This is a genomic window from Microlunatus speluncae, from assembly GCF_009299835.1.
Classification (GTDB): Bacteria; Actinomycetota; Actinomycetes; order Propionibacteriales; family Propionibacteriaceae; genus Microlunatus; species Microlunatus speluncae.
In genome coordinates this window covers 147,439-167,195 of the sequence record NZ_VKCZ01000011.1, presented here as the reverse complement: position 1 = coordinate 167,195, position 19,757 = coordinate 147,439, and the positions used below count along the sequence as shown (strand labels likewise).

Annotated in this window: 21 protein-coding genes; 9 read left to right on the top strand and 12 right to left on the bottom strand. The window is 71.1% G+C overall.

All coding sequences use genetic code 11. The features are described 5' to 3' along the window. The first annotated feature begins 58 nt into the window (after positions 1-58). Positions 59-961: a class I SAM-dependent methyltransferase gene (locus FNH24_RS15190; RefSeq protein WP_152363037.1), complete on the top strand. Its 903-nt coding sequence runs from the start codon at positions 59-61 to the stop codon at positions 959-961. A gap of 73 nt (positions 962-1,034) precedes the next feature. Continuing rightward, on the top strand, positions 1,035-2,309 hold the full coding sequence (locus FNH24_RS15185; protein ID WP_152363036.1) for an ankyrin repeat domain-containing protein: 1,275 nt from the start codon (positions 1,035-1,037) through the stop codon (positions 2,307-2,309). Here FNH24_RS15185 and FNH24_RS15180 read toward each other — a convergent pair. Next, a complete protein-coding gene (locus tag FNH24_RS15180; protein ID WP_217428239.1) occupies positions 2,296-3,126 on the bottom strand; it encodes a MerR family transcriptional regulator in 831 nt (276 codons plus the stop codon). The genes FNH24_RS15185 and FNH24_RS15180 overlap by 14 nt on opposite strands. Positions 3,127-3,216: 90 nt before the next feature. On the opposite strand from FNH24_RS15180, the gene FNH24_RS15175 reads away from it, so the two are divergent. Further along, positions 3,217-3,666 (top strand): mycothiol transferase, encoded by a 450-nt coding sequence (locus FNH24_RS15175; protein ID WP_152363035.1) that lies wholly within the window; start codon positions 3,217-3,219, stop codon positions 3,664-3,666. Between the two features lie 24 nt (positions 3,667-3,690). Here the strand turns inward: FNH24_RS15175 and FNH24_RS15170 are convergent, their stop codons facing one another. From FNH24_RS15170 to coaA, 6 genes are all read right to left on the bottom strand, one after another. Then, entirely contained in the window at positions 3,691-5,286 is a 1,596-nt protein-coding gene (locus tag FNH24_RS15170; protein WP_152363034.1) for an extracellular solute-binding protein, read from the bottom strand. 1 nt (position 5,287) lies between these two features. Beyond that, positions 5,288-6,184, bottom strand: a complete 897-nt coding sequence (locus FNH24_RS15165; RefSeq protein ID WP_152363033.1) for a CBM96 family carbohydrate-binding protein — start codon at positions 6,182-6,184, stop codon at positions 5,288-5,290. A gap of 78 nt (positions 6,185-6,262) precedes the next feature. Beyond that, complete coding sequence (locus tag FNH24_RS15160; RefSeq protein WP_161606146.1) at positions 6,263-7,516, bottom strand: hypothetical protein; 1,254 nt, start codon at positions 7,514-7,516, stop codon at positions 6,263-6,265. Positions 7,517-7,553: 37 nt separating this feature from the next. Next, positions 7,554-8,666, bottom strand: a complete 1,113-nt coding sequence (locus FNH24_RS15155) for a LacI family DNA-binding transcriptional regulator (protein WP_161606145.1) — start codon at positions 8,664-8,666, stop codon at positions 7,554-7,556. A 135-nt stretch (positions 8,667-8,801) separates the two neighbouring features. Further along, positions 8,802-8,990 carry a hypothetical protein gene (locus FNH24_RS15150; protein WP_152363030.1) on the bottom strand — a complete coding sequence of 63 codons (189 nt, stop codon included), beginning with the start codon at positions 8,988-8,990 and terminating at the stop codon, positions 8,802-8,804. Positions 8,991-9,017: 27 nt separating this feature from the next. Continuing rightward, entirely contained in the window at positions 9,018-9,980 is a 963-nt protein-coding gene (gene coaA, locus FNH24_RS15145) for a type I pantothenate kinase (protein ID WP_152363029.1), read from the bottom strand. Positions 9,981-10,089: 109 nt separating this feature from the next. Between coaA and glmS the strand changes: the two genes are divergently transcribed. Together glmS and FNH24_RS15135 are read left to right on the top strand one after the other, a co-directional pair. After that, positions 10,090-11,964: a glutamine--fructose-6-phosphate transaminase (isomerizing) gene (glmS, locus tag FNH24_RS15140; RefSeq protein WP_152363028.1), complete on the top strand. Its 1,875-nt coding sequence runs from the start codon at positions 10,090-10,092 to the stop codon at positions 11,962-11,964. Between the two features lie 10 nt (positions 11,965-11,974). Continuing rightward, positions 11,975-12,325, top strand: a complete 351-nt coding sequence (locus FNH24_RS15135) for a holo-ACP synthase (protein ID WP_152363027.1) — start codon at positions 11,975-11,977, stop codon at positions 12,323-12,325. A gap of 99 nt (positions 12,326-12,424) precedes the next feature. Here FNH24_RS15135 and FNH24_RS15130 read toward each other — a convergent pair whose 3' ends face one another. Then, the gene (locus tag FNH24_RS15130; RefSeq protein WP_152363026.1) at positions 12,425-13,216 is read right to left on the bottom strand and encodes a hypothetical protein; all 792 of its coding nucleotides are present in this window, start codon (positions 13,214-13,216) and stop codon (positions 12,425-12,427) included. Then, complete coding sequence (locus FNH24_RS15125) at positions 13,213-13,776, bottom strand: RNA polymerase sigma factor (protein ID WP_152363025.1); 564 nt, start codon at positions 13,774-13,776, stop codon at positions 13,213-13,215. The genes FNH24_RS15130 and FNH24_RS15125 overlap by 4 nt, the downstream gene beginning before the upstream one ends. A gap of 121 nt (positions 13,777-13,897) precedes the next feature. Here FNH24_RS15125 and FNH24_RS15120 point away from each other — a divergent pair, with 121 nt between their 5' ends. The 4 genes from FNH24_RS15120 to FNH24_RS15105 are packed head-to-tail and all read left to right on the top strand — an operon-like array spanning position 13,898 to position 16,678. Next, positions 13,898-14,167: an AbrB/MazE/SpoVT family DNA-binding domain-containing protein gene (locus FNH24_RS15120; protein ID WP_152363024.1), complete on the top strand. Its 270-nt coding sequence runs from the start codon at positions 13,898-13,900 to the stop codon at positions 14,165-14,167. Continuing rightward, positions 14,164-14,565, top strand: a complete 402-nt coding sequence (locus FNH24_RS15115; RefSeq protein WP_152363023.1) for a type II toxin-antitoxin system VapC family toxin — start codon at positions 14,164-14,166, stop codon at positions 14,563-14,565. The genes FNH24_RS15120 and FNH24_RS15115 overlap by 4 nt, the downstream gene beginning before the upstream one ends. A gap of 23 nt (positions 14,566-14,588) precedes the next feature. Beyond that, on the top strand, positions 14,589-15,998 hold the full coding sequence (locus FNH24_RS15110) for a sensor histidine kinase (protein WP_152363022.1): 1,410 nt from the start codon (positions 14,589-14,591) through the stop codon (positions 15,996-15,998). Then, the gene (locus FNH24_RS15105; protein WP_152363021.1) at positions 15,995-16,678 is read left to right on the top strand and encodes a response regulator; all 684 of its coding nucleotides are present in this window, start codon (positions 15,995-15,997) and stop codon (positions 16,676-16,678) included. The genes FNH24_RS15110 and FNH24_RS15105 overlap by 4 nt, the downstream gene beginning before the upstream one ends. Here the strand turns inward: FNH24_RS15105 and FNH24_RS15100 are convergent, their stop codons facing one another. Genes FNH24_RS15100 through FNH24_RS15090 form a run of 3 tightly spaced genes read right to left on the bottom strand, consistent with a single transcriptional unit; the run spans position 16,679 to position 19,640 of the window. Then, complete coding sequence (locus FNH24_RS15100) at positions 16,679-17,461, bottom strand: ABC transporter permease (RefSeq protein ID WP_152363020.1); 783 nt, start codon at positions 17,459-17,461, stop codon at positions 16,679-16,681. It abuts the gene before it with no gap. Further along, the gene (locus tag FNH24_RS15095; protein WP_152363019.1) at positions 17,458-18,393 is read right to left on the bottom strand and encodes an ABC transporter ATP-binding protein; all 936 of its coding nucleotides are present in this window, start codon (positions 18,391-18,393) and stop codon (positions 17,458-17,460) included. The genes FNH24_RS15100 and FNH24_RS15095 overlap by 4 nt, the downstream gene beginning before the upstream one ends. Further along, positions 18,390-19,640, bottom strand: coding sequence for an alpha/beta hydrolase family protein (locus tag FNH24_RS15090; protein ID WP_152363018.1), 1,251 nt, complete (start codon positions 19,638-19,640; stop codon positions 18,390-18,392). The genes FNH24_RS15095 and FNH24_RS15090 overlap by 4 nt, the downstream gene beginning before the upstream one ends. Positions 19,641-19,757: the final 117 nt, after the last annotated feature.

Sequence of the window (19,757 nt, the reverse complement as noted above, 5' to 3'; positions counted from 1 at the left end):
GGGGGGTGGGGCCGGATATTCGCTGGAGACCGCGCCGAACCGCCGTTAGGTTCCACTCGTGGTCTACCAGCATCCGCTTGCGTACGTTCTCGGGCTCGAGGGCCTGGCCCTGCTGCGCGGCTGGGCCGGTGACTTCGACCGGGAGTTCGTCGAGGCCCGGCTGGCCGAGGTACGCCGACTGGTCGCCGACGAGGCCCTGACCGGGGACGTCGGCGTCGAGGCGGCGCTCGGGGACAGCGTGACCGGCTATCGCCAGTGGGCCGCGAGTTACGACGAGCCCGGCAACGGTTGTTTCGCCGCGGACGAGGCGGAGGTCCTCCCGTTGCTGGACGCGCTGCCCGCCGGTGTCGCCCTGGACGCGGCCTGCGGCACCGGCCGCTACGCCGGGCACCTGGCCCGGCGCCAGCATCGGGTGATCGGGGTGGACAGCTCGGCCGCGATGCTGGAGCAGGCCCGGGCGCGGCTGCCGGAGGGGGACTTCCGGCTCGGCGAGCTTGATCGACTTCCGGTCGCCGACGACAGCGTCGAGCTCGTGATCACCGCACTGGCGCTGTCGCATGTCGCCGAGCTTGGTCCGGTGCTGGCCGAGTTCGCCCGGGTGCTGCGGCCCGGCGGTCAGTTGATCATCTCCGATGTGCATCATGAGCTGGTGTTCCGCGGATCTCTCGTGCACGCGCTCGGACCCGAGGGTGAGCCCGGGCTGGTGCCGACCTATCGGCATACTCCGGGCGACTTCCTCCGGGCCGCGTTGCCGCACGGCTTTCAGGTGTTGCGCTGCGAGGAGCCGCTGATCCGGACCGGCGACGACCCGCCGCCGGCGACTCCGTCCGAGGTGATCACCGGGACCTGGGACGTGTGGCCCTGGTCCCTGATGGCGATCGTTCCCGAAGCCAGCCACGCCGCCTGGGACATCCCCGGGGTGATCATCTGGCAGTTCGAACTGGGGCGGCCACGGGGCTAGCCGCGGCGGCGGACCATGGGTTCAAGAGACACGCCCTAGCATGATCGGCAACGACCGAGTGGCGGAGGAAGCGATGAGGACCAGGGCCGAGGCCAGCATCGAGGTCGACGTCGATCCGGAGACGGCGTTTCGGATCTTCACCGAGGAGCTCGACCTGTGGTGGGTGCGCGGGCCGATCAACCACTACGACTCCTCCCGGCTGGCCGAGCTGCGGATGGAACCCGGTGTCGGTGGCCGGGTGCTCGAGGTTTACGCCGACGGCACGGTCAGCGGGCGGGAGGTGATCACTGTCTGGGAGCCCGGATCCCGGCTCTGTCTGCAGGGCCCGGACACCCAGATCGACATCCTGTTCGAGCCGATCGCCTCGGGCTGCCGGATCCAGGTCGCGCAGTATCTGCGTCCCGACGGCGACCCCTCCAAGGCCGGCTTCGGCTGGGCCAACATGCTGCGCACGTACGACGCCTGGACGCGCCGCCGTGATCATGCCCCGCGGGTGCCCCGGGAGGTCGACCGGCTCGGCTTGGCCTTGCACTACGAGGATCCCGCTGCTGCCGCCCGCTGGCTCCGCCGGGTGTTCCAGCTCGGCGACTGGGACGTCGACCGGGCGCCGGCCGAGGGCGAGTCGCCGGACTGGATCGAGTTCCATGTCGGCAATGCGTCGGTCATGCTGTTCGGTGCCGCCGGCCGTGATCACAACACCTGGGTCTACGTCGATGATCTTGCCGCGCACTACGCGCAGGCCAAGCAGCACGGGGCGAAGATCATCACCGGGCCGCGCAGCCACGGCTCGACGACGTATCAGGCCGAGGACCTGGCCGGCCACCGCTGGACCTTCGTGCAGGCGCGGCCGACGATGCGGCTCGGGCCGGGTCCGTTCGCGGAACTGGCCGAGGCGGTCACCGGGGCCGACGGCGCCGCGGCGCAGCGCCTGATCGGGCAGGTCGACCCGCGATCAACAAGTCTGCTGCTGCACCGTTTCGCTCGCGCCGGTGATGCCGCCGCGATCCGGCTGCTGCTCGAGGCCGGTGCGGAGGTGGATGGGCTCGACGACACCGGCGCCACCGCGCTGCACCTCGCCGCCGCGGCCGGTCACCTCGACTGCGCCACCGCGCTGATCGACGCCGGCGCCGAGCTGGACCTTCGTGATCATGAACACGCCTCGGCACCGGTCCGCTGGGCCAGGGATTCCGGGCAGCACGCGATGGTCCGGTTGTTGCTCGACCGGGGAGCCCGGCTCAACGCCGCCGATGCGGCGGCGCTGGGCCTCGAGCACGTGCTGGCCGGATTCGCCGCCGACGTGCCCCGCTCGAGCGCCAGCACGCGGCCGACTCCGATCAGTGGGCCGTGAGGCCGTACGCCAGCTCGATCGCGGTCGGGGTGCCGGCCTGGTCGGTCAGACCGATCTGGCGCAACAGCCCGACCTCGAGGTCGACCCCGCGCCGCTCCGCCTCCTCGAACAGGGCGACGGCCGCGGGGTGCAACGCGTCCTCGGTCGCCTCGGTGCCGTTGTGCTGCCAGGTGGCGACCAGTTCGTCGCGTTCCGGCAGGATGCCCGTCTCGACCCGGTGACCGTCCAGGGCGAAGTCGGCATCCGGTTGCCGCGCCACCGGCCAGCACAGCACCAGCTCGGCCCGTTCCGGCTCGCGGGCCGACCTGATCGTGGTCCAGAAGCTGCCGGTCGGCGGATTGCCGGTCTCGGCCAGCCGCTGCCACAGGGCGGCGAAGGCCTGGTTCGCCGCATCGTCGTCATCGCCTTCGGTCGCGTCGTCGGCGGCCAGCTCGATCAGGACCCCCGCGTACGGCTGCGGGGCCGCGGTCCGGAACTCGACCGGCACCACGACGTCCATCCCGGCCAGCACCTGCCGGGATCGGTCGGCGGCCCGGTCCTCGGCCTCCCGCGCGGCGACGACCCGTTCCCGGTGCTGTTCCAGCAGCTCGACCGCCCGATCCGGCGCGGCCACGGCCGAGGCGACCTCGGCCAGCGGCACGTCGGCATCCCGCAGCGCCTTGATCATCATCGCGTCCCGGAGCTGACTGGCGGCGTAGCGCCGGTAGCCGGAGTGCGGGTCGACCTCGGCCGGCGCCAGGATGCCGCGCTCGTCGTACAGGTGCAGGGCCTTGACGGTCAACCCGGCCCACTGGGCGAACTCGCCGATGTTCAACATGTCGTCCATCCTCTCGTTGGTGATTCGAGGATCCGGCCTCCTCCTGGAGGAGGGTCAAACCGCAGGGCTCCGACGGTACATTGAGTGATCGTGATCACCGCCGAACATCGCCTCCTGCTCGAGTATCTCCAGGCGCAGCGCGACAGCGTCCTGGCGATCGTCGCCGGGCTGGACGAGGAGGGTCGGCATCGCTCGGTGGTGCCGAGCGGCTGGACGCCGGCGAGCATGATCATGCATCTGGCGGGTGCGGAACGGTACTGGTGCGAGGGCCTGGTGGCCGGTGCCGCCGTCGGTCCCGATCCGGTCGGCGTCCCGCCGGAGCGGGTCTATCGGGAACAGTGGGTCCGGTCGGACCAGGCGCTGACCGGGTCCGTGCTCGACGACCTCCCGCGCGGCGAGGTGCCGGAGCACCACCGTGAGTTGGCGCGTACGGTCCGCACCGTGCTACTGCACCTGATCGAGGAGACGGCGCGCCATGCCGGCCACCTGGATGTGGCTCGGGAGTTGATCGACGGCCGCACCGGGCTCGGCCCGCGCTGACTCTGCGGCCCGTGCCGGCCGGGGTCAGCGTCGCTGCAGGGCCTCCTGATAGTCGCGGCGTTGTTGATCACCGGTTTCCCGGCGCCAGCGATCGACCGCGGCATCCCATTCTGACAGGGGTTTGCGGCCGATGACGATCTGCGTCTGCAGGTCGTTGATCGCTCGCCGGGCGGAGGAGCCGCTGGTCGAGGAGGTGTCGGAGAAGAGGCCCTCGGTCGGGTTCTTGACCCCGGTCGGCAGCACGGCCTTGAGATAGTCGTACTGCTGCTGCACGATCTCCCGGTCGCCCGGGGTGTAGATCACCGCCGAGGACTGCCCGCCCAGATAGTTGAGGCCGGTCGGCAGGTCGGTCTTGGCCGCGGCGGTGGCGATGGGATCGGAGCCGGTCAGCGTGTAGTGGGTGCCCTCGACGCCGTAGTTGATCAACAGCTCGCCGCTGCTGCCGAACGGCGACGCGACGAAGTCGGCGAACCGCAGGATCTCCCGGACCCGCTCGTCGCTCGCCTTCTTGATCGCGACGAACGCGGTGTAGCCGGCCACACTGAGATGCTTGGCGGCCGGCCCGCCGCCGTCCCATTTCGGCAGCGTCAGCGCCCCGAGCCGCCAGTCCGGATTGACCCGGGCGTACGTACCCCAGCCGGAGAACGACTGCAGATAGAGCGACGTCTGGCCGCCCTGCCACCAGGTGTAGTTCTCGGCCCCGGCGGAGGGGGAGTCGGGATGCACGTACTGCTTCCGGAACAGCTGCAGGGTCAGGTCGAGCGCCTGCTTCATCTGCTCGGTCTCGTAGGCATGGGTGAAGGTCTCGCCCTCCAGCGCCCAGTCGTTCGGCGCGCCGACCATCTCCAGCATCGCCGGCAGGATCCAGCCGGCCAGGTTGGCGCCGAGGGCGAAGACGGCCCGGCCGGGATCGCTCAGCTGCCGGCAGAGGTCGAGGAAGTCCTGCCCGTCGCGCAGTTCCGGGGCCGCGGTGATGCCGTGCCGCGCGAACAGGTCGCCGCGGTAGCTGCAGATCCTTCCCGCCGGCGGCCGGGGTTGCGCGATGCCCCAGAGCCGGCCGTTGACCTGGCCGATCTTCCAGGTTTCGGTGGGGATCGCGGCCAGCCCGGGATACTCCGCGATGGCGTCGCCGGCCAGAAAGTCGGTCAGGTCGGTGAAGTATTTGTCCAGGACGTTCGGCAGCCCGGGCACGCCGACGATCTGGACCAGGTCGGGCACCTCGCCACCGGCCAGCGTCACCTGGAACTTCGCCTGGTAGTCGGCCGACTGGACCGGATTGAGGGCGAAGCTGAAGCCCGACTCCCGCTCGATCCGTTGCCACCAGGGGTTGCGCTCCTTCGGGGCCACGGCGGCCGTGCCCTGCAGCAGGGTGGTGATCGGCGCCGAGGCTTCCCGGTACGGGAATCCCTTCCGGGGCTGGGGTTCGGCCGGGTAGCTGAAGTAGCCGGCCGGGACGCCTCCGGCGGCCTCCGGCAGGTCCGGCTCGCCGGCGGCGAACGGCACTCGGGTTGGCAGCTCGCCGCTGCCGCGCTCCTGCCGGACCGGCCCGGTCTGGTCGGTGCAGCCGGCCAATCCGGCGGCGGCCAGGGTGGCGCCGGCCAGGAATCCTCGCCGGTCCATCTCAGCGCCCGACCCAGATCCGGAGCCGCGGTGCCGAACCGCCGGCCGGTTGCAGCACCGAGCGCTGCCCGTCCTCGGCCGTGTCGTCGGCGCCGCGCGGCTGGTTGATCACCAGGAACGTGAGCCGGTCGCCGTCGTGCCGACGGAGCACGTCGGTGACGTCGAGCCGGGCCGGCGCGCCATCGGTGCCGGGTCTGATCGTCAGCTGGCCGACCGGGCTGACCTCGTCGCCGTCGCCGGTCAGGACCGCATCGTCGCCGCCGAGATAGGGCGCGGAGTTCCAGGTGACATCGGCGGCATCCCAGCTCAGGTCCGTGGCCGCGACCACCAGCACGGTGGTCGAGGCCGCTGCGGTCGCTGGGAACTCGAGCGTCGCCCGGCTCAGCCGGTCACGATCGACTTTCGGCCGGAACTCGAGCAGGGTCACCTCGTCCGCGCCGCCGGCCGCGGCTCCGGCCCGCTGCACGGCCAGGCCTTCATGATCACCGAGGGCGGTGTCCGCGTCGGTGCCGCCGCGGACCAGGGCGGCCTGCGTCGGCCGTACGGCCTTGAGCTCGGTGGCGTCCAGCGGCAGGGTCAGCAGCCAGACGCTGTCGACCGGCTGATCGAGCCGGAACCGGCCGGAGCCGGACAACGGGATCTGCCGGGAGATCCCACCGGCGTAGTCGGCGCTGATCTCCTCGATCGTGATCATGGTCCCGGCCGCCAGTCCGAGCGCGGTCAGGTCCAGGTCGACCGGTCCGGGCGCCGCCGGCTCGGCGGCCCGGCAGACCAGCAGCCGGAAGCAGTGTCCGGTGCGGTCCCCGGCGAGCCAGGCGCGGATGCCGGCGCCGGGATCGCCGAACTCGGCGCCGATCCGGTCGGCCGTCGCGCCGAAGGCCCGGGCGAACAGCCGCAACGCCTCGGCTCCGCGGGTCGCGCCGCGGACCTGATAGGGGGGCTCGTGCTCGACGTAGAAGAAGCCGCTCTTGTACGGCTAGCCGTCCGGGCCGAGGGTGTTCTCCAGCTTGAAGAAGATCAACGCCTGCACGCCGCCGTCGGTCAGCGTGGCCGCGGTCTCCACGTTCTCCCGGGCGACCCGCGGCGTCTCCAGTGACTCGGCGCGGCCGGCGAAGCCGGAGGTGTTGTAGCGGTTGATCTCGGTGTAGGCGACCGGGAGCTCGGACCCCGGCGCGTGTTCGTCGAGTTTGGCAAAGATCGTTTCCAGCTCCCGCGGATACCAGGACGGCGGCTGATTGTAGGAATGGGTGTCGAAGACGTCGAAGGTGGCCTCGTCGGTCGGCTCGCCGCGATAGTCGGTGTGCAGGTTGAGCAGCGCGAGCTTGCCCCAGCCGATCTCGTCGTCGCGGGTGTCGTTGCCGTAGTAGCCGGTCGTCGCCGGATTGGCCTCGAAGTTGTACGGCTGGAACAAGCCGGCCTCGTCGGGCATGGTGGAGCGGGTGATCACCGGGGCGTGCACCAGGCCGGGATGATCATCACCGGTCGCCGCGGCGGCCTTCTCACACGCTCGATGCAGCGCGTCGGAGCCGAACCGCAGTGCGCGCAGGAAATGGCCCTGGTCCGGAATCTTCTCCCGCACCCCTTTGGCGTCCGGCTCGTTGACGAAGGCGAACCGGCGCAGGCCGAAGTTCTTCGCCAGGTAGTAGGCGTGGGCGAAGTTGTACTGCCATTTGCGCCACAGCTCCGGCCAGTCGTCGGGCCAGGTGCCGGACGCGTCCATCTCCGCGATCATCTCCACCCCAAGATCATTCAGCCGGCCGAACAGATGATCGGCGTTGAGATGATTGGAGCCGCCGGTGATCACGTCGGCGTAGCGGACCTTGATCGCCGGCCAGTCCAGGAAGCGGTTGTCCTCCGGGGATCCCAGCAGTTCCGCTCGCAGTGTTTCGAAGGAGGCCAGATCCTGGCACTCCTCGCCCGGGCCGATCAGGTCGGCGGTGAGCCAGTGGTTGGGCGAGGCGAAGGTCCGGGACGCGTACGCCCGGGAGTAGCGGAACCACGCCGTGGTGTTGCTGCCGGCCACGAAGTGCGCGGTGTTGTAGCCGAACAGCGGCAGCGTCCGGCCGCCACCGGCCCCGGGATCCGGTACGGCGAGCCGGGCCGGACGCGGCCGGGCGGCGGCCGGACCGGCGCCGATCACCGGCACGGCGATCGTGACGGCGGCGGTGGACGCGAGGAACCGGCGTCGACCTGGGCTGGAAGGGGATTCTGGCGTCGGGGCGTCGATCATGGAGACTCCTTCGTCGATGATCATGACGAGCTGTTGATCAGGGGGTGCCGATCGTCGACCGGCGGATGATCAAGGTCGGGTGGACCCGGAACTCGCCGACCGCCGCGGTCCGGGGATGATTCAGCAGGTCCAGCAGCATGTCGGCGGCCAGTCGGCCGATGGCGGAGCGCTGCGGGCTGACCGACGTCATCGGGATGTCCGCGACGTCGCCGCCTTGGGCGTCGTAGGCGGCGATGGCGACGTCCCGCGGCACCCGGCGCCGGCGGTGCAGCAACTGGGTCATCGTCGCGGCGGCGAGCAGCCCGCCGCCGACGAACGCGGCATCGGCCTTCCGCTCGATCAGTTGCTCGGCGGCCATGACCCCGGTCAGTTCGGGCTCGGTGATCAACAGCGCCGGGTCGAAGGTCCGGCCGGCGGCGATCAGGGCGTTGCGGTAGCCGCGGGTCAGTTCCTCCGCGCCGGGCCGGCCGCCGACCAGGACCGCGGCGATCCGCTCCCGGCCGATCTGGATCAGGTGCTCGGTGGCCAGGAAGGAGGCCTGCTCCAGGTCGGTCAGCACCGCGGGGATCCGCGGAAACATGCCGTCCGGCAGCCGACGCTCGATCAGCACGCAGGGCACCGGCAGCTGCCGCAGCCGGTCGAAGAATTCGGGGTCGCCGGACCAGCGGGCCAGGCTGGCCGAGCAGAGGATCCCCTCGGCGCCGTCGCTGACCAACGATTCGAGTTCGTCGCACTCGCCGCGGAACTCGTAGTGGGAGCAGGTGACCATCAGCCGGCCGTCCCGCCCGGACAGGACGGATTCGACGCCGGACAGAATCTCGCCGTAGAAGGTCAGATTCGGGACCAGGGCCCCGACCAGGCGCCGGCCGGAGCTGGTCGCGACGTAGCGGTCGGAGATGCCGCGGGGAGCGGTGATCACGACCGTGCCGGAGCCCTGCCGGGTGCGCAGCACTCCCTGGCCGGCGAGTCGTTCGACGGCGGAGCGGGCGGTCTTGATGCCGACCCCACAGGCGGCGGCGATGTCGGCGATGGACGGCAGCCGGGAGCCGACCGGGACCTGCCCGGAGGCGATCTGGCCGTGGATCCAGTCGATGACCGCGAGGTAGCCGGCGCCGCGGGTCGGGCCGGCGGCGGCGTCTGGTTCTGGCAACGGTGCCTTCTCGATCATCGTCGCTGAGTCTTGCACCGCCGCCGATTGTGCCTCAAGAGTTTGCCGCGGGGCACAATTGTCGGGTCTCGATGAGGCCTGGTCGCAATTGCGCCGGCTCGACGGTGGCGACCCGGATCAGCGCGGGAAGGGCAGGATCGGCGCGCTGCCGAGCAGGAACAGGATCAGGCTGATCACGACCATGATCAGCGAGATGATCAACGAGAACAGCACGACGCCGAAGGCCGCGAAGAAGCCGAACTTGATCGCGGTGCCCGCGCCGATCGTCACCTTCACCTCGGACGGTTCCTGATAGGGGTTGCTCATGGCCGGTCACGCTATCGCGCCGGAACCTCAGACCTTGCGGATGCGCACCCATTTCACGCGGTGATCGGAATCCTTGCGCAGGATCGCGGTGGCCCGGCCGCGGGTCGGCCGGATGTTGGTCCACAGGTTGGGGCCGTTGATCGAATCCCAGATCCGGCCGGCCTCGGCCACCGCTTCGGACTCGGAAAGCCTGGCGTACTTGGTGAAGTAGGAGCGCGGGTCCTGGAAGGCGGTGTCGCGCAGCGACTGGAACCGCTGGATGTACCAGTCCCGGACGTCGACCGGGTCGGCGTCGACATAGACGGAGAAGTCGAAGAAGTCACTCACCGCGAGCCCGGTGGTGCCGTCGGCGCGGACCCGGGCCGGCTGCAGCACGTTCAGACCCTCGATGATCATGATGTCCGGCCGGCGGACCACCGCCTCCTGGCCCGGCACGATGTCGTAGCTCAGGTGGGAGTAGACCGGCGCGGTCACCTCCTCCTTGCCCGACTTCACGTCCATCACGAACCGGAGCAACGCCCGGCGGTCGTACGACTCCGGGAAGCCCTTGCGGTGCAGCAGCCCGCGTCGCTCCAGCTCGGCGTTCGGCAGCAGGAACCCGTCGGTGGTGATCAGCGTGACCCGCGGATGCTCTGGCCAGCCGGCCAGCAGTTCGCGAAGCAGCCGGGCCATCGTCGACTTGCCGACCGCGACCGAGCCGGCGACGCCGATCACGAACGGGGTCCGGTCCACCGACAGGCGGAGGAACTCGTTGGTCGAGCGATAGAGGTTGCCGGTATGCCGGACGTACTCGCTGAGCAGCCGGGTCAGTGGCAGGTAGACCTCGCGGACGTCGATCAGCCGGGTCGGGTCGCGCAGACCGCGCAGTTTCTCCAGCGTCTGGGCGTCCAGGGTGAGCGGGGTCGAGGCCGCCAGCTCCGCCCAGTCGGCCCGATCCCGCTCGACATAGGGCCCGATCCCGTTCCCGTTTCCGTTGAACCGCTGAACCACGGGGACATTCTGCCCACTCCGGCCGACTTGTCAGAACCGGGCTCCGGCAAGCTAGCGCCCGGTCGGTAGAAGTCGGCTGAAGCGGGGCGGTCACGCTAGCCTGTCGGACATGTGTGGAATCGTCGGATACGTCGGAGCCAAGCCCGCCGGCACGGTGGTGGTCGAGGGCCTGCGACGGCTGGAATATCGCGGGTACGACTCCGCCGGGGTGGCCGTCGTCGGCTCGCTCGGTGGGGCCCGGTCCGGTGCGGACGGGCGCTCGATCACCGCCGTCAAGAAGGCCGGGAAGATCGCCAACCTGGACAAGGAGCTGGCCGAGCATCCGCTGCCGGCGACCGGGCAAGGCATCGGGCACACCCGGTGGGCGACCCACGGCGCGCCCAACGATGTCAACGCGCACCCGCACCTGTCGGCCGACGGCCGGGTGGCGGTCGTGCACAACGGCATCATCGAGAACTTCGCCGCGCTCCGCGCCGAACTGATCGCCGCCGGGGTCCCGCTGGCCTCCGACACCGACACCGAGACCGTCGCCCACCTGATCAGCGCCCTGCTGGACCAGGGGATCGACCTGGCCACCGCGATGCGCCGGGTCTGCAACCGGCTGGACGGGGCGTTCACCCTGGTCGCGGTCGACCGGGACACGCCCGATCTGGTGGTCGGCGCGCGGCGCAACTCGCCGCTGGTGGTCGGGGTCGGCGACGGCGAGAACTTCCTCGCCTCCGACGTGGCGGCGTTCATCGAGCACACCCGGGACGCGATCGAGCTGGGTCAGGACCAGGTCGTGCAGATCACCGCCGCCGGGGTCACCGTGACCGACTTCGAGGGGCGGCCGGCCGACGTCCGGCCGTACCACGTCGACTGGGATCTGACCGCCGCGCAGAAGGACGGCTACGACTGGTTCATGCGCAAGGAGATCTACGAGCAGCCCGACGCGGTCGCCAACACGTTGCTCGGCCGGCACTCCAAGGAGGGCAAGCTGATCTTGGACGAGCTGCGGATGTCCGAGGAGGACCTGCGCCAGATCGACAAGATCATCATCGTCGCCTGCGGCACCGCCTTCTATGCCGGGCTGGTGGCCAAGTACGCGATCGAGCACTGGACCCGGCTGCCCTGCGAGGTCGAGCTGGCGCACGAGTTCCGCTACCGCGATCCGATCGTCGGGCCGTCCACCCTGGTGGTCTGCATCTCGCAGTCGGGGGAGACCGCCGATTCGTTGATGGCGGTCCGGCACGCGAGCGAGCAGAAGGCGCGGGTGCTGGCGATCTGCAACACCAACGGCTCGACCATCCCGCGCGAGTCGGACGCCGTGATCTACACCCACGCCGGTCCGGAGATCGGCGTCGCCTCGACCAAGGGCTTCATGACCCAGCTGGTCGCCTGCTATCTGCTCGGGCTCTATCTGGCCCAGGTGCGGGGGACCAAGTTCGACGACGAGATCGCCGCGACGGTCGCCGAGCTGGAGGGCATGCCGGCAGCGATCCGGTCCGTGCTGGACGACATCGAGCCGGTGATCAACCTTGCCGAGGCGTTCGCCGACGAGCCGTCGGTGCTCTTCCTCGGCCGGCACGTCGGCTATCCGGTGGCGCTGGAGGGTGCGCTGAAGCTCAAGGAGCTGGCCTACATCCACGCCGAGGGCTTCGCCGCCGGTGAGCTGAAGCACGGCCCGATCGCGCTGATCGATGATCAACTGCCGGTCTTCGTGGTGGTGCCGCCGCGCGGTCGTGATCAACTGCACGACAAGGTGGTCTCCAACATCCAGGAGATCCGGGCCCGCGGCGCGCGGACCATCGTGCTGGCCGAGACCGACGACACGACGGTCGAGCCGTACGCGGACACCATGATCAAACTGCCGAAGGTGTCCACCCTGCTGCAGCCGATGCTGGCCGTGGTGCCGCTGCAGGTGTTCGCCTGCGAGCTGGCCACCCGCAAGGGCCATGACGTCGACCAGCCGCGCAACCTGGCCAAGTCCGTCACCGTCGAATGAGATCGCCGGAATGATCATCGGGATCGGGATCGACGTCTGCGACGTCTCCCGGTTCGCCGAGACGATCGAGCGACGGCCGGGGCTGGTCCAGCGGCTGTTCACCCCGGCCGAGGCCAAGAAGTCGACCGCTTCGCTGGCCGCCCGGTTCGCCGCCAAGGAGGCGCTGGCCAAGGCCCTCGGTGCACCCAGCGGTCTGAGCTGGACCGACGCCGAGGTGATCACCGACGGAGAGGGCCGGCCGTCCTTCCTGATCATCGGCACCGTCGCCCAGCGGGCCGAAGAGCTGGGCGTGGGCACGATTCATCTGTCGATCTCCCACGACGCCGGCATCGCGTCGGCCATGGTGATCTGCGAGGAATGATCGGCCGAGCAGTTGCTGTCCTGATGGACCGACCTGGCTTCTGGGGAAGCTGCCGCCGGGTAGTCCCGGCGAGATCCTCCCCGGAACTCCCGTTCGAGGTCAGAGCGCCACGGTGACGGTCGCGGTGCTGCCGTCGTGGTACGTCACCCGGAGCGGGACGCCCCGACGACTCGCCCCGGCCAGGTCGTCGCCGGGGAGCCAGAGGGCGAACTGGCCGTCGGTGACGCTGGCCAGGACCCGGCCCCGGCTCGGGCTGGTGTAGCTGACTTCCGCCACCTCCGCACCGGCGAGGCCGACGGCGACCGACAGTTCGTGGTTGTCGATCGCGCCGGTGCCGAGACTGGTCGCGGTCAGTTCGCGGGGTCCTGGCCGGTCGGCCGACCGGGTGGCACCGATGGAGCCGAAGAAGGCATCGAACAGCGGTCGGGGCCGGTCCGCGACGCACAGCGCGGAGAAGCCGTCGGCACCGGCGAGGACGACCAGGGACCAGTTGCCGCGCCGTTCCGCGATCGCCGGGGTCGCGGCGGCCAACTCATCGCGGTAGTCCGGGCTGCCCGACCGGTGCTCCTCCCGGCAGGCTTCCGCGGCCTTGGCGCGGTCGGCCGTCGACATCGCCGTCGGCCGGGCGGTCCAGGTGGCGAAGGCCGGATCACCGCCGATCGCCGCCGGGACCACGATCGCCGCCGCGGTGCCGGCCGCGACCAGGCCGGTGGCCGCCGCGATCCGGCCGGCGACCCGGCGGCGGTGTGGGCGAGCCCGCACGGCCGGGGCGGCGGGCTCGGTGGCCAGGATCCGGTGCAGGCCGGCCCGGGCCCGCGGGTGGTGCGGATCGGGAGCCTGGTCGGCCGGGTCCAGGGTCTTCAGCAGGTGGAGTTCGTCGAGCTTCGTCATCGGGACTGCCTTTCGGGAATCCCGGCCGGCGTGCGGGCCGGCCGGGGATCGCGGTGGTCGAGCAGCGACCGCAGCGCCCGCCGGGCGCGGCTGAGGCGGAGCCGGAACGCGACCGGCGTGATGCCCAGGACGGCCGCGGCCCGTGGCGCGGTGAGGTCGTCCAGGACGGTCAGCGCCAGCGCTTCCTGCTGGCGGGCGGGAAGCCGGCCCCAGGCCGCGGTCAGGTCGACCTGCTGGGCGATCAGGTCGGCGTCGCCGTCGGTCGCGGTCGTGGTGACGTCCGCGAGCCGGATCGCCAGCGCGTCCCGCCGTCTGGAGCCCCGCCGAGCATTGAGGATGACGTTCCGGGCGATGCCGAAGAGCCAGGCCCGGGCGTCACCCAGCTGGGTCGGCACCTCGCCGATCCGCCGCCAGGCGACCAGGAAGGACTCGGCCACGACGTCCTCGGCCCGGCCCGGATCGACCCGCCGCTGGGCGAACCGGATCAGCTCCGGATAGCCCGCCTCGTACAGGGCCGTGAACCGTGCCTCCCGGTCGGGAGTCCGCGAATCGCTGCTCATGACCCGTACCTGTCCAGCACGGCCCCAGTGTGTCGCCCGTCCGGCCAGAAAACTGCTCCGGATCCGCTGACCTTACACGTACAATTGGGTAAGGATCTTGATTTAACGTAAGGAATCGGTGATGACGACGGCGACGATGACCAGCAAGGGCCAGATCACGGTGCCCCGGGATGTGCGCGAAGACCTCGGATTGGTGGCGGGTTCGAAGGTGATGTTCGTGAAACTCGGTCCGCGCGACTATCGGATCGTTGCTCGGACCGGGCGGATCGAGGACCTGTTCGGGATCCTCCATCGGCCCGGCCAGCGGCCGCTCACGATCGAGGAGATGAACGAAGGCATCGCCGAGGCCGCGGCCGAGAGCGGGATGCGTGGCGTACGGAACGAGCCGTGATCGCGGTCGACACCAACATTCTGGCCCGGGCCATCGCGGAGGAGGACGACACCGTCTCGGCCGAGCTGGCCCGATCCTTCCTCAGTGGCCTGACCGCCGAGAGGCCGGGCTTCATCACTCAGGTCGTGATGGCTGAGTTCTATTGGGTGATCTCGCGTAGCTACCGGTTCGACCGGCAGTCCTGCCTGCAGGTGATCCGCGGACTGGTCGAGACGCCGACGCTCGAGTTCGACGACGGCGAAGGCGTGATCCGCGCGCTGATGCTGGCCGAGGACACCGGAGCCGACTTCGCCGACGCCCTGATCCAGGGTGCCGTCGAACTGTTCGGCGTCGACGAGGTCGTGACCTTCGACCGGGCGGCGGCCAACCGGCTGGGCTGGCGGCTCCTGTCCGAGTGATCACGCCTCACTAGACTCGCGGGATGCGGCTGATGCGTCGGAGTTGGGCCGAGCCGGGTTGGGCGGTCGCCCTGCTGGCGGCCGGCGCCCTCGCCGCGATCAGCCTGATCGGGTCGTCCGCGGTGCTGGTGCTGCCCGTCGGCGTCACCCTGGCCTGGCTGGCCGGCCGCTGGTCGAGGTCGCTGCCGGTGGCCGTGGTGATCATGATCGGCAGCGCCGGCGCCGCGTTGATCATCGAGACGGTACGGGACCCGGCCGGCTTCGGGTCCCGGGTGTTGTCGATCCCGTTGATCATGCTGCTGGCCGTGGTCCTGCCGTGGTGGCTCGGTCGGAGCCGGCGGCAGCGGCTGGAGCAGCGGGCCCGGGAGCAGCGGCTGATCGACCGGCAGGCCCGGCAGAACGAGCGGGCCCGGATCGCCCGGGACATGCACGACTCACTCGGTCACGAGCTGGCCCTGATCGCGCTGCACTCCGGAGCCCTGGAGCTCGCCGCCGACAGCTCGGCGGAGCACCGGGCCGCGGCCGCCGCGGTCCGCCAGGGAGCGACCGCGGCCACCGAACGGCTGCACGCGATCCTCGGCCTGCTCGGTGACGGACCGGAGGCGGCCGATCCGGGCGCGCCGGTCGAGATCCCCGAGCTGGTCCGGCGGGCCCGCGAAGCCGGGGTCATGATCGACTTCAGCGGAACAGCCGACGCCGTCGCGGGCTGGTCGGCCGATGTCGTCCGGACCGCCGGACGGGTCGTGCAGGAGGCGATCACCAACGCCGTCAAGCACGCGCCCGGCAGCCGGATCGAGGTGCGGATCGACGACACGGACCCGATCCGGATCGAGATGATCAACTCTGCCGGTACGAGCCGCCCCGGCCCGGCGGCCGCCGAGGTCGACGGTCCGGCCGGTCAGGGGTTGATCGGGCTGGACGAGCGGCTCCGGCTGATCGGGGGCCGGCTGCTCGCGGACCGGGACGGGGACGGATTTCGGGTGACGGCGACGATCCCGCGGGGCGGTCGGCCCGGTCGTCCCGGCGAGCTGCCGGAGGCATCACCGCTGCTGGCGGAGAGTCGTCGCCGGCACCGGCGGCGCCGGATCGTGACCGCACTGTTGCCGGCCGTGCTGGGCGTCGGATTGGCGGCCACCCTGTTCGGCGTGCACGCCGTCACGGTCGCCCAGACCGCGCTGGCGCCGCAGCGGTTCGGCGAGCTCGAGCTGGGCCGGTCGCGGGCCGAGCTGGCGGCGATCCTGCCTGAGCGGAGCCAGCCGGGGCCGCCGCCGATCCTGGCCGTGCCGCCGGCCCCGGCCGAAAGCCGGTGCGAGTTCTATCAGGCCCGCTCGTCGGTGTTCGACTTCAGCGCGGCGATGTTTCGGCTCTGCTTCGCCGGTGGTGACGAACGGCTCGCGGCCAAGGACCACCTGCTCCCGGCGGCAGCCCGATGATCGGCGCCGATCAGGTCGCTGACGCCGGCCGGGTCCGGGTGCTGATCGCGGACGACGAGGCGTTGATCCGGGCCGGTGTCCGGGCTGTGCTGGACACCGATCCGCGGATCGCGGTGGTGGCGGAGGTGGCGGACGGCCACGGAGCGATCGAGCAGACCCGGCGGCACCGGCCGCAGGTGTTGCTGCTGGATCTGCAGTTGCCCGACCTGGACGGGATCTCGGCCGCCGTCGAGATCGCCCGGCAGGTGCCGGAGACCAAGATCGTCGTGCTGACCACCTTCGGCGCCGACGACAACATCCGTCGGGCGTTGACCGCGGGCGTCGTCGGCTTCGTGCTCAAGGCGTCCGACCCGCGGGAGTTGATCATGGCCGTGCACGCTGCCGCCGACGGGGCGGCCTACCTGTCGCCGCGGGTCGCCGAGCGGGTGATCGCCCGATTCCGGAGCACGGCCGGGGATGGCCGGGCGGCCGCGGACCGGGTGGGCCGGCTGACCCGCCGGGAGCGGGAGGTGCTGGCCCTGCTCAGCGACGGGTCGTCCAACGCCGAGATCGGCCGGCGGCTGCACCTGGTCGAGGGCACGGTCAAGGCCCACGTCAGCGCGATCCTGATCAAGCTCGAGGTGGCCAACCGGGTCCAGGCCGCCCTGCTCGGCTACGAGGCCGGGCTGACCCGCCGATGATCAGGCATCCCGGAGCCAGAGCAGGACGTAGCCGCCGAGCTGGGCCAGCGCGGCCCAGACCGCCAGGATCGCCACCGCCACCCCGGCTCCGTAATCGCCGCCGTCCGGGCTCATCATGATCGCGCCCGCCGTGCTCGGCAGATACGTCCGCACCGTCTGCAGCCAGTCCGCGGCGGAGACCTGGGTCAGCACCGGCACCGCGAGCAGCAGCAACAGCGCCACCAGGATGGAGACGATCGTGCTCCGCGTGATCGCGCCCACGCCCACCATCAGGATGCCGACCAGCGCCAGATAGCCGCCGATGCCGAGCGCCGAGCGGACCACCTCGCCGGCGGTCGCGGTGTTGGTGCCGCCGAGGATCGCGGTCGCGGTGATCATCCCGGCCGCGGCGAGCAGCACCCCGGTGACGAAGGCGACGACCGCCGTGACCGCGGTCTTGGCCAGCAGCAGCTGACCGCGCAGCGGCGTGCCGCGCAGCGTCAGCCGGATCGCCTGGCTGCCGTATTCGGTGGTGATCACGGTGATCGTGATCATCAGCAGCGGCAGCTGGCCGACCGTCGTCGCGCTGGCCGCGATGCTCGCGGCCGAGGCGGTGATGTCGTACCCGTTGGCCGCGCTGGCGGCGATCGAGGCGGACAGGGCCATCGAGAACAAGATCATCAATAGGATCGAGGCGAGCACCGCGAACCGGGTGAAGCGGAGGCTGCGCAGCTTGATCCATTCGGCCCGGCCGGCGGCGACGACCTGCGGTCCGGCTGCTCGAAGGGAAGTGATCATGGTCATCGGCGTGGCTCCTGCTCGGACGAGGGGACGGGTTCGGCGCGGTAGTCGACGGAGTCGCCGGTGAGCTCGAGATAGGCCTCCTCGAGCGAGGCGGACCGGGTCGCCAGCTCGTGCAGCCGGACCTGGTGCCGGAACGCGAGGTCGCCCAGCTCGACCAGCGTGGCGCCGCTGATCAGCAGCTCGTGGTCCGACCTGATCTCGACCGCCCAGCCGGTGTCCCGCAGCGCGGCGGCGAACCGCCCGGGCTCCGGCGTCCGGACCCGGATCGCGTTCCGCGAGGCGGCCGCGATCACCGCCGGCAGCGGCGCGTCGGCGATCAGCCGGCCGCGGCCGAGCACGATCAGCTGATCGGCCGTGTCCTCCATCTCGCTCATCAGGTGACTGGAGACCAGCACCGTCCGGCCCTCGGCCGCCAGCGACCTGATCAGGCCGCGGATCCAGCGCACCCCGTCCGGATCGAGGCCGTTCACCGGCTCGTCGAAGAGCAGCACCGGCGGGTCGCCGAGCAGCGCCGCGGCGATGCCCAGCCGCTGGGTCATCCCGAGCGAGAAGTCGCGGGTCCGTCGGCCGGCGACCGCGGTCAGGCCGACCAGTTCCAGCACCTCCGCGACCCGCCGTCGCGGGATCCGGCCGGCCGCGGCGATCGCGGCCAGATGCGCCGTGGCGGTGCGGCCCGGATGGGCCACGGTCGTGTCCAGCAGGGCGCCGACCTCGCGCAACGGATCCCGGAGCGCGGGGTACGGGCGGCCGTCGATCAACGCCGTGCCGGCCGTCGGCCGATCCAGGCCGACGATCATCCGCATCGTGGTGGACTTCCCGGCTCCGTTCGGCCCGAGGAAGCCGGTGACGACGCCGGGACGAACGCTCACCGTCAGCTCGTCGACCGCCGTCGTCCGGCCGTACCGCTTGGTCAGTCCGGTCAAGGTGATCATGAGATCAGCTCCGCGATCCGGTGCTCGGCGGGGACGGTGTCCAGGATCGGCTGCGGCCGATCGTTCAGGTGCTGATCGAAGAACGCCGCCAGATAGGCCCGCTGGACCGCGAGCCCGGCGGCCGGGTCGACCGTCCCGATCGCTGCCCGTACCGCTTCCTGATCAAGGTCGAGCTCGGTGCCCACCTCCGGCAGCAGGGTCTGCAGGTCGGTGAAGCTCATGTGCTCCGCGGCCGGTAGGTAGAGATCACGCTTCCAGCCGGTGAACCGGCCCCAGTAGTCAGCCCAGTCCGGCGCGCCGCGATGGGTGTGCGGGCGGTCCGACTCGCCGTCGGTGCCGCCGCCCATCAACAGGAACGGCCGGTCCAGGGTCGCGTCCGGCCGGCCCTGATACTTCCGGCCCATGCTGCCGTCCAGGTTGACTCCGGCGTCGATCCGGTCGTCGGTGATCATGGTCTCGGCCGCGGCGAAGCCGCCCATCGAGTGGCCGAACATGCCGACCCGGGACAGGTCGAGCGTCGCCCCGATCCCGGCCGGCAGGTCTCGGCCGTCGACATCGGGATTCGCGCCGGCCTGCAGCAACTCCAGTTGATCAAGGACGAAGCTGAGGTCGCGGACCCGTTCGGCCAGGGCCTGCTTCAGGTCGACCCCGCGGGCCGGCATCGTCAACCCGTCCGGGAACTCCACCGGGGCCTGATAGGTGCTGTCCACGGTGACCACGACATAGCCCCGGCTGACCAGGTCCTCGACCTGTTGGGTGCCGAGGAAGCGGGGCCGGCCGCCGCCGGGGGAGTAGAGGACGACCGGGCGCGGCTCGGCGCCGGCGACCGCGGCCCGGGTCTGGGCGTGCGTGGTCGCGCCGGCGAAGTCGACCGCGTCCTTGACGATGCCGAGCTCGGCGCTGGTCTGGTTGTAGAAGGACGCGACCCGGGCGGGCAGGTACGGGGTCGGCGGCGCGGCCGGGTCGTGCCGGGCCGGATACCAGAGGCTGATCATCAACTCCCGCGGCCCGCCGCCGTCGGCCCAGGGGTCAGGTCGTTCGGTGTCGATCAGGTGCAGCTCGAAGGTCCCGATCTGCTCCGGGCCGGTCGGCGCGGCCAGGGTGAACGGCACCGGGTCGCCGGGACCGGCGGCGGAACTCTCGGCCACGGCCGGCGGCAGCGTGATCGCGGCCGTCAGCAGGACCGCGACCGCGAGCGCGAGGCCGGTCCAGACCCGGGCCATCGGGTGGGGATAGGTGGAGGACATGAATCGAGAATGGCGGCCCGGCCGGGGACGGCACATCTGTCGAACGGCAGCCGTACCCCTGACGAAAGTCAAGGATTCGCCCGGCTTCCCGGACCTGTTGCAGGTACGCATATGTAT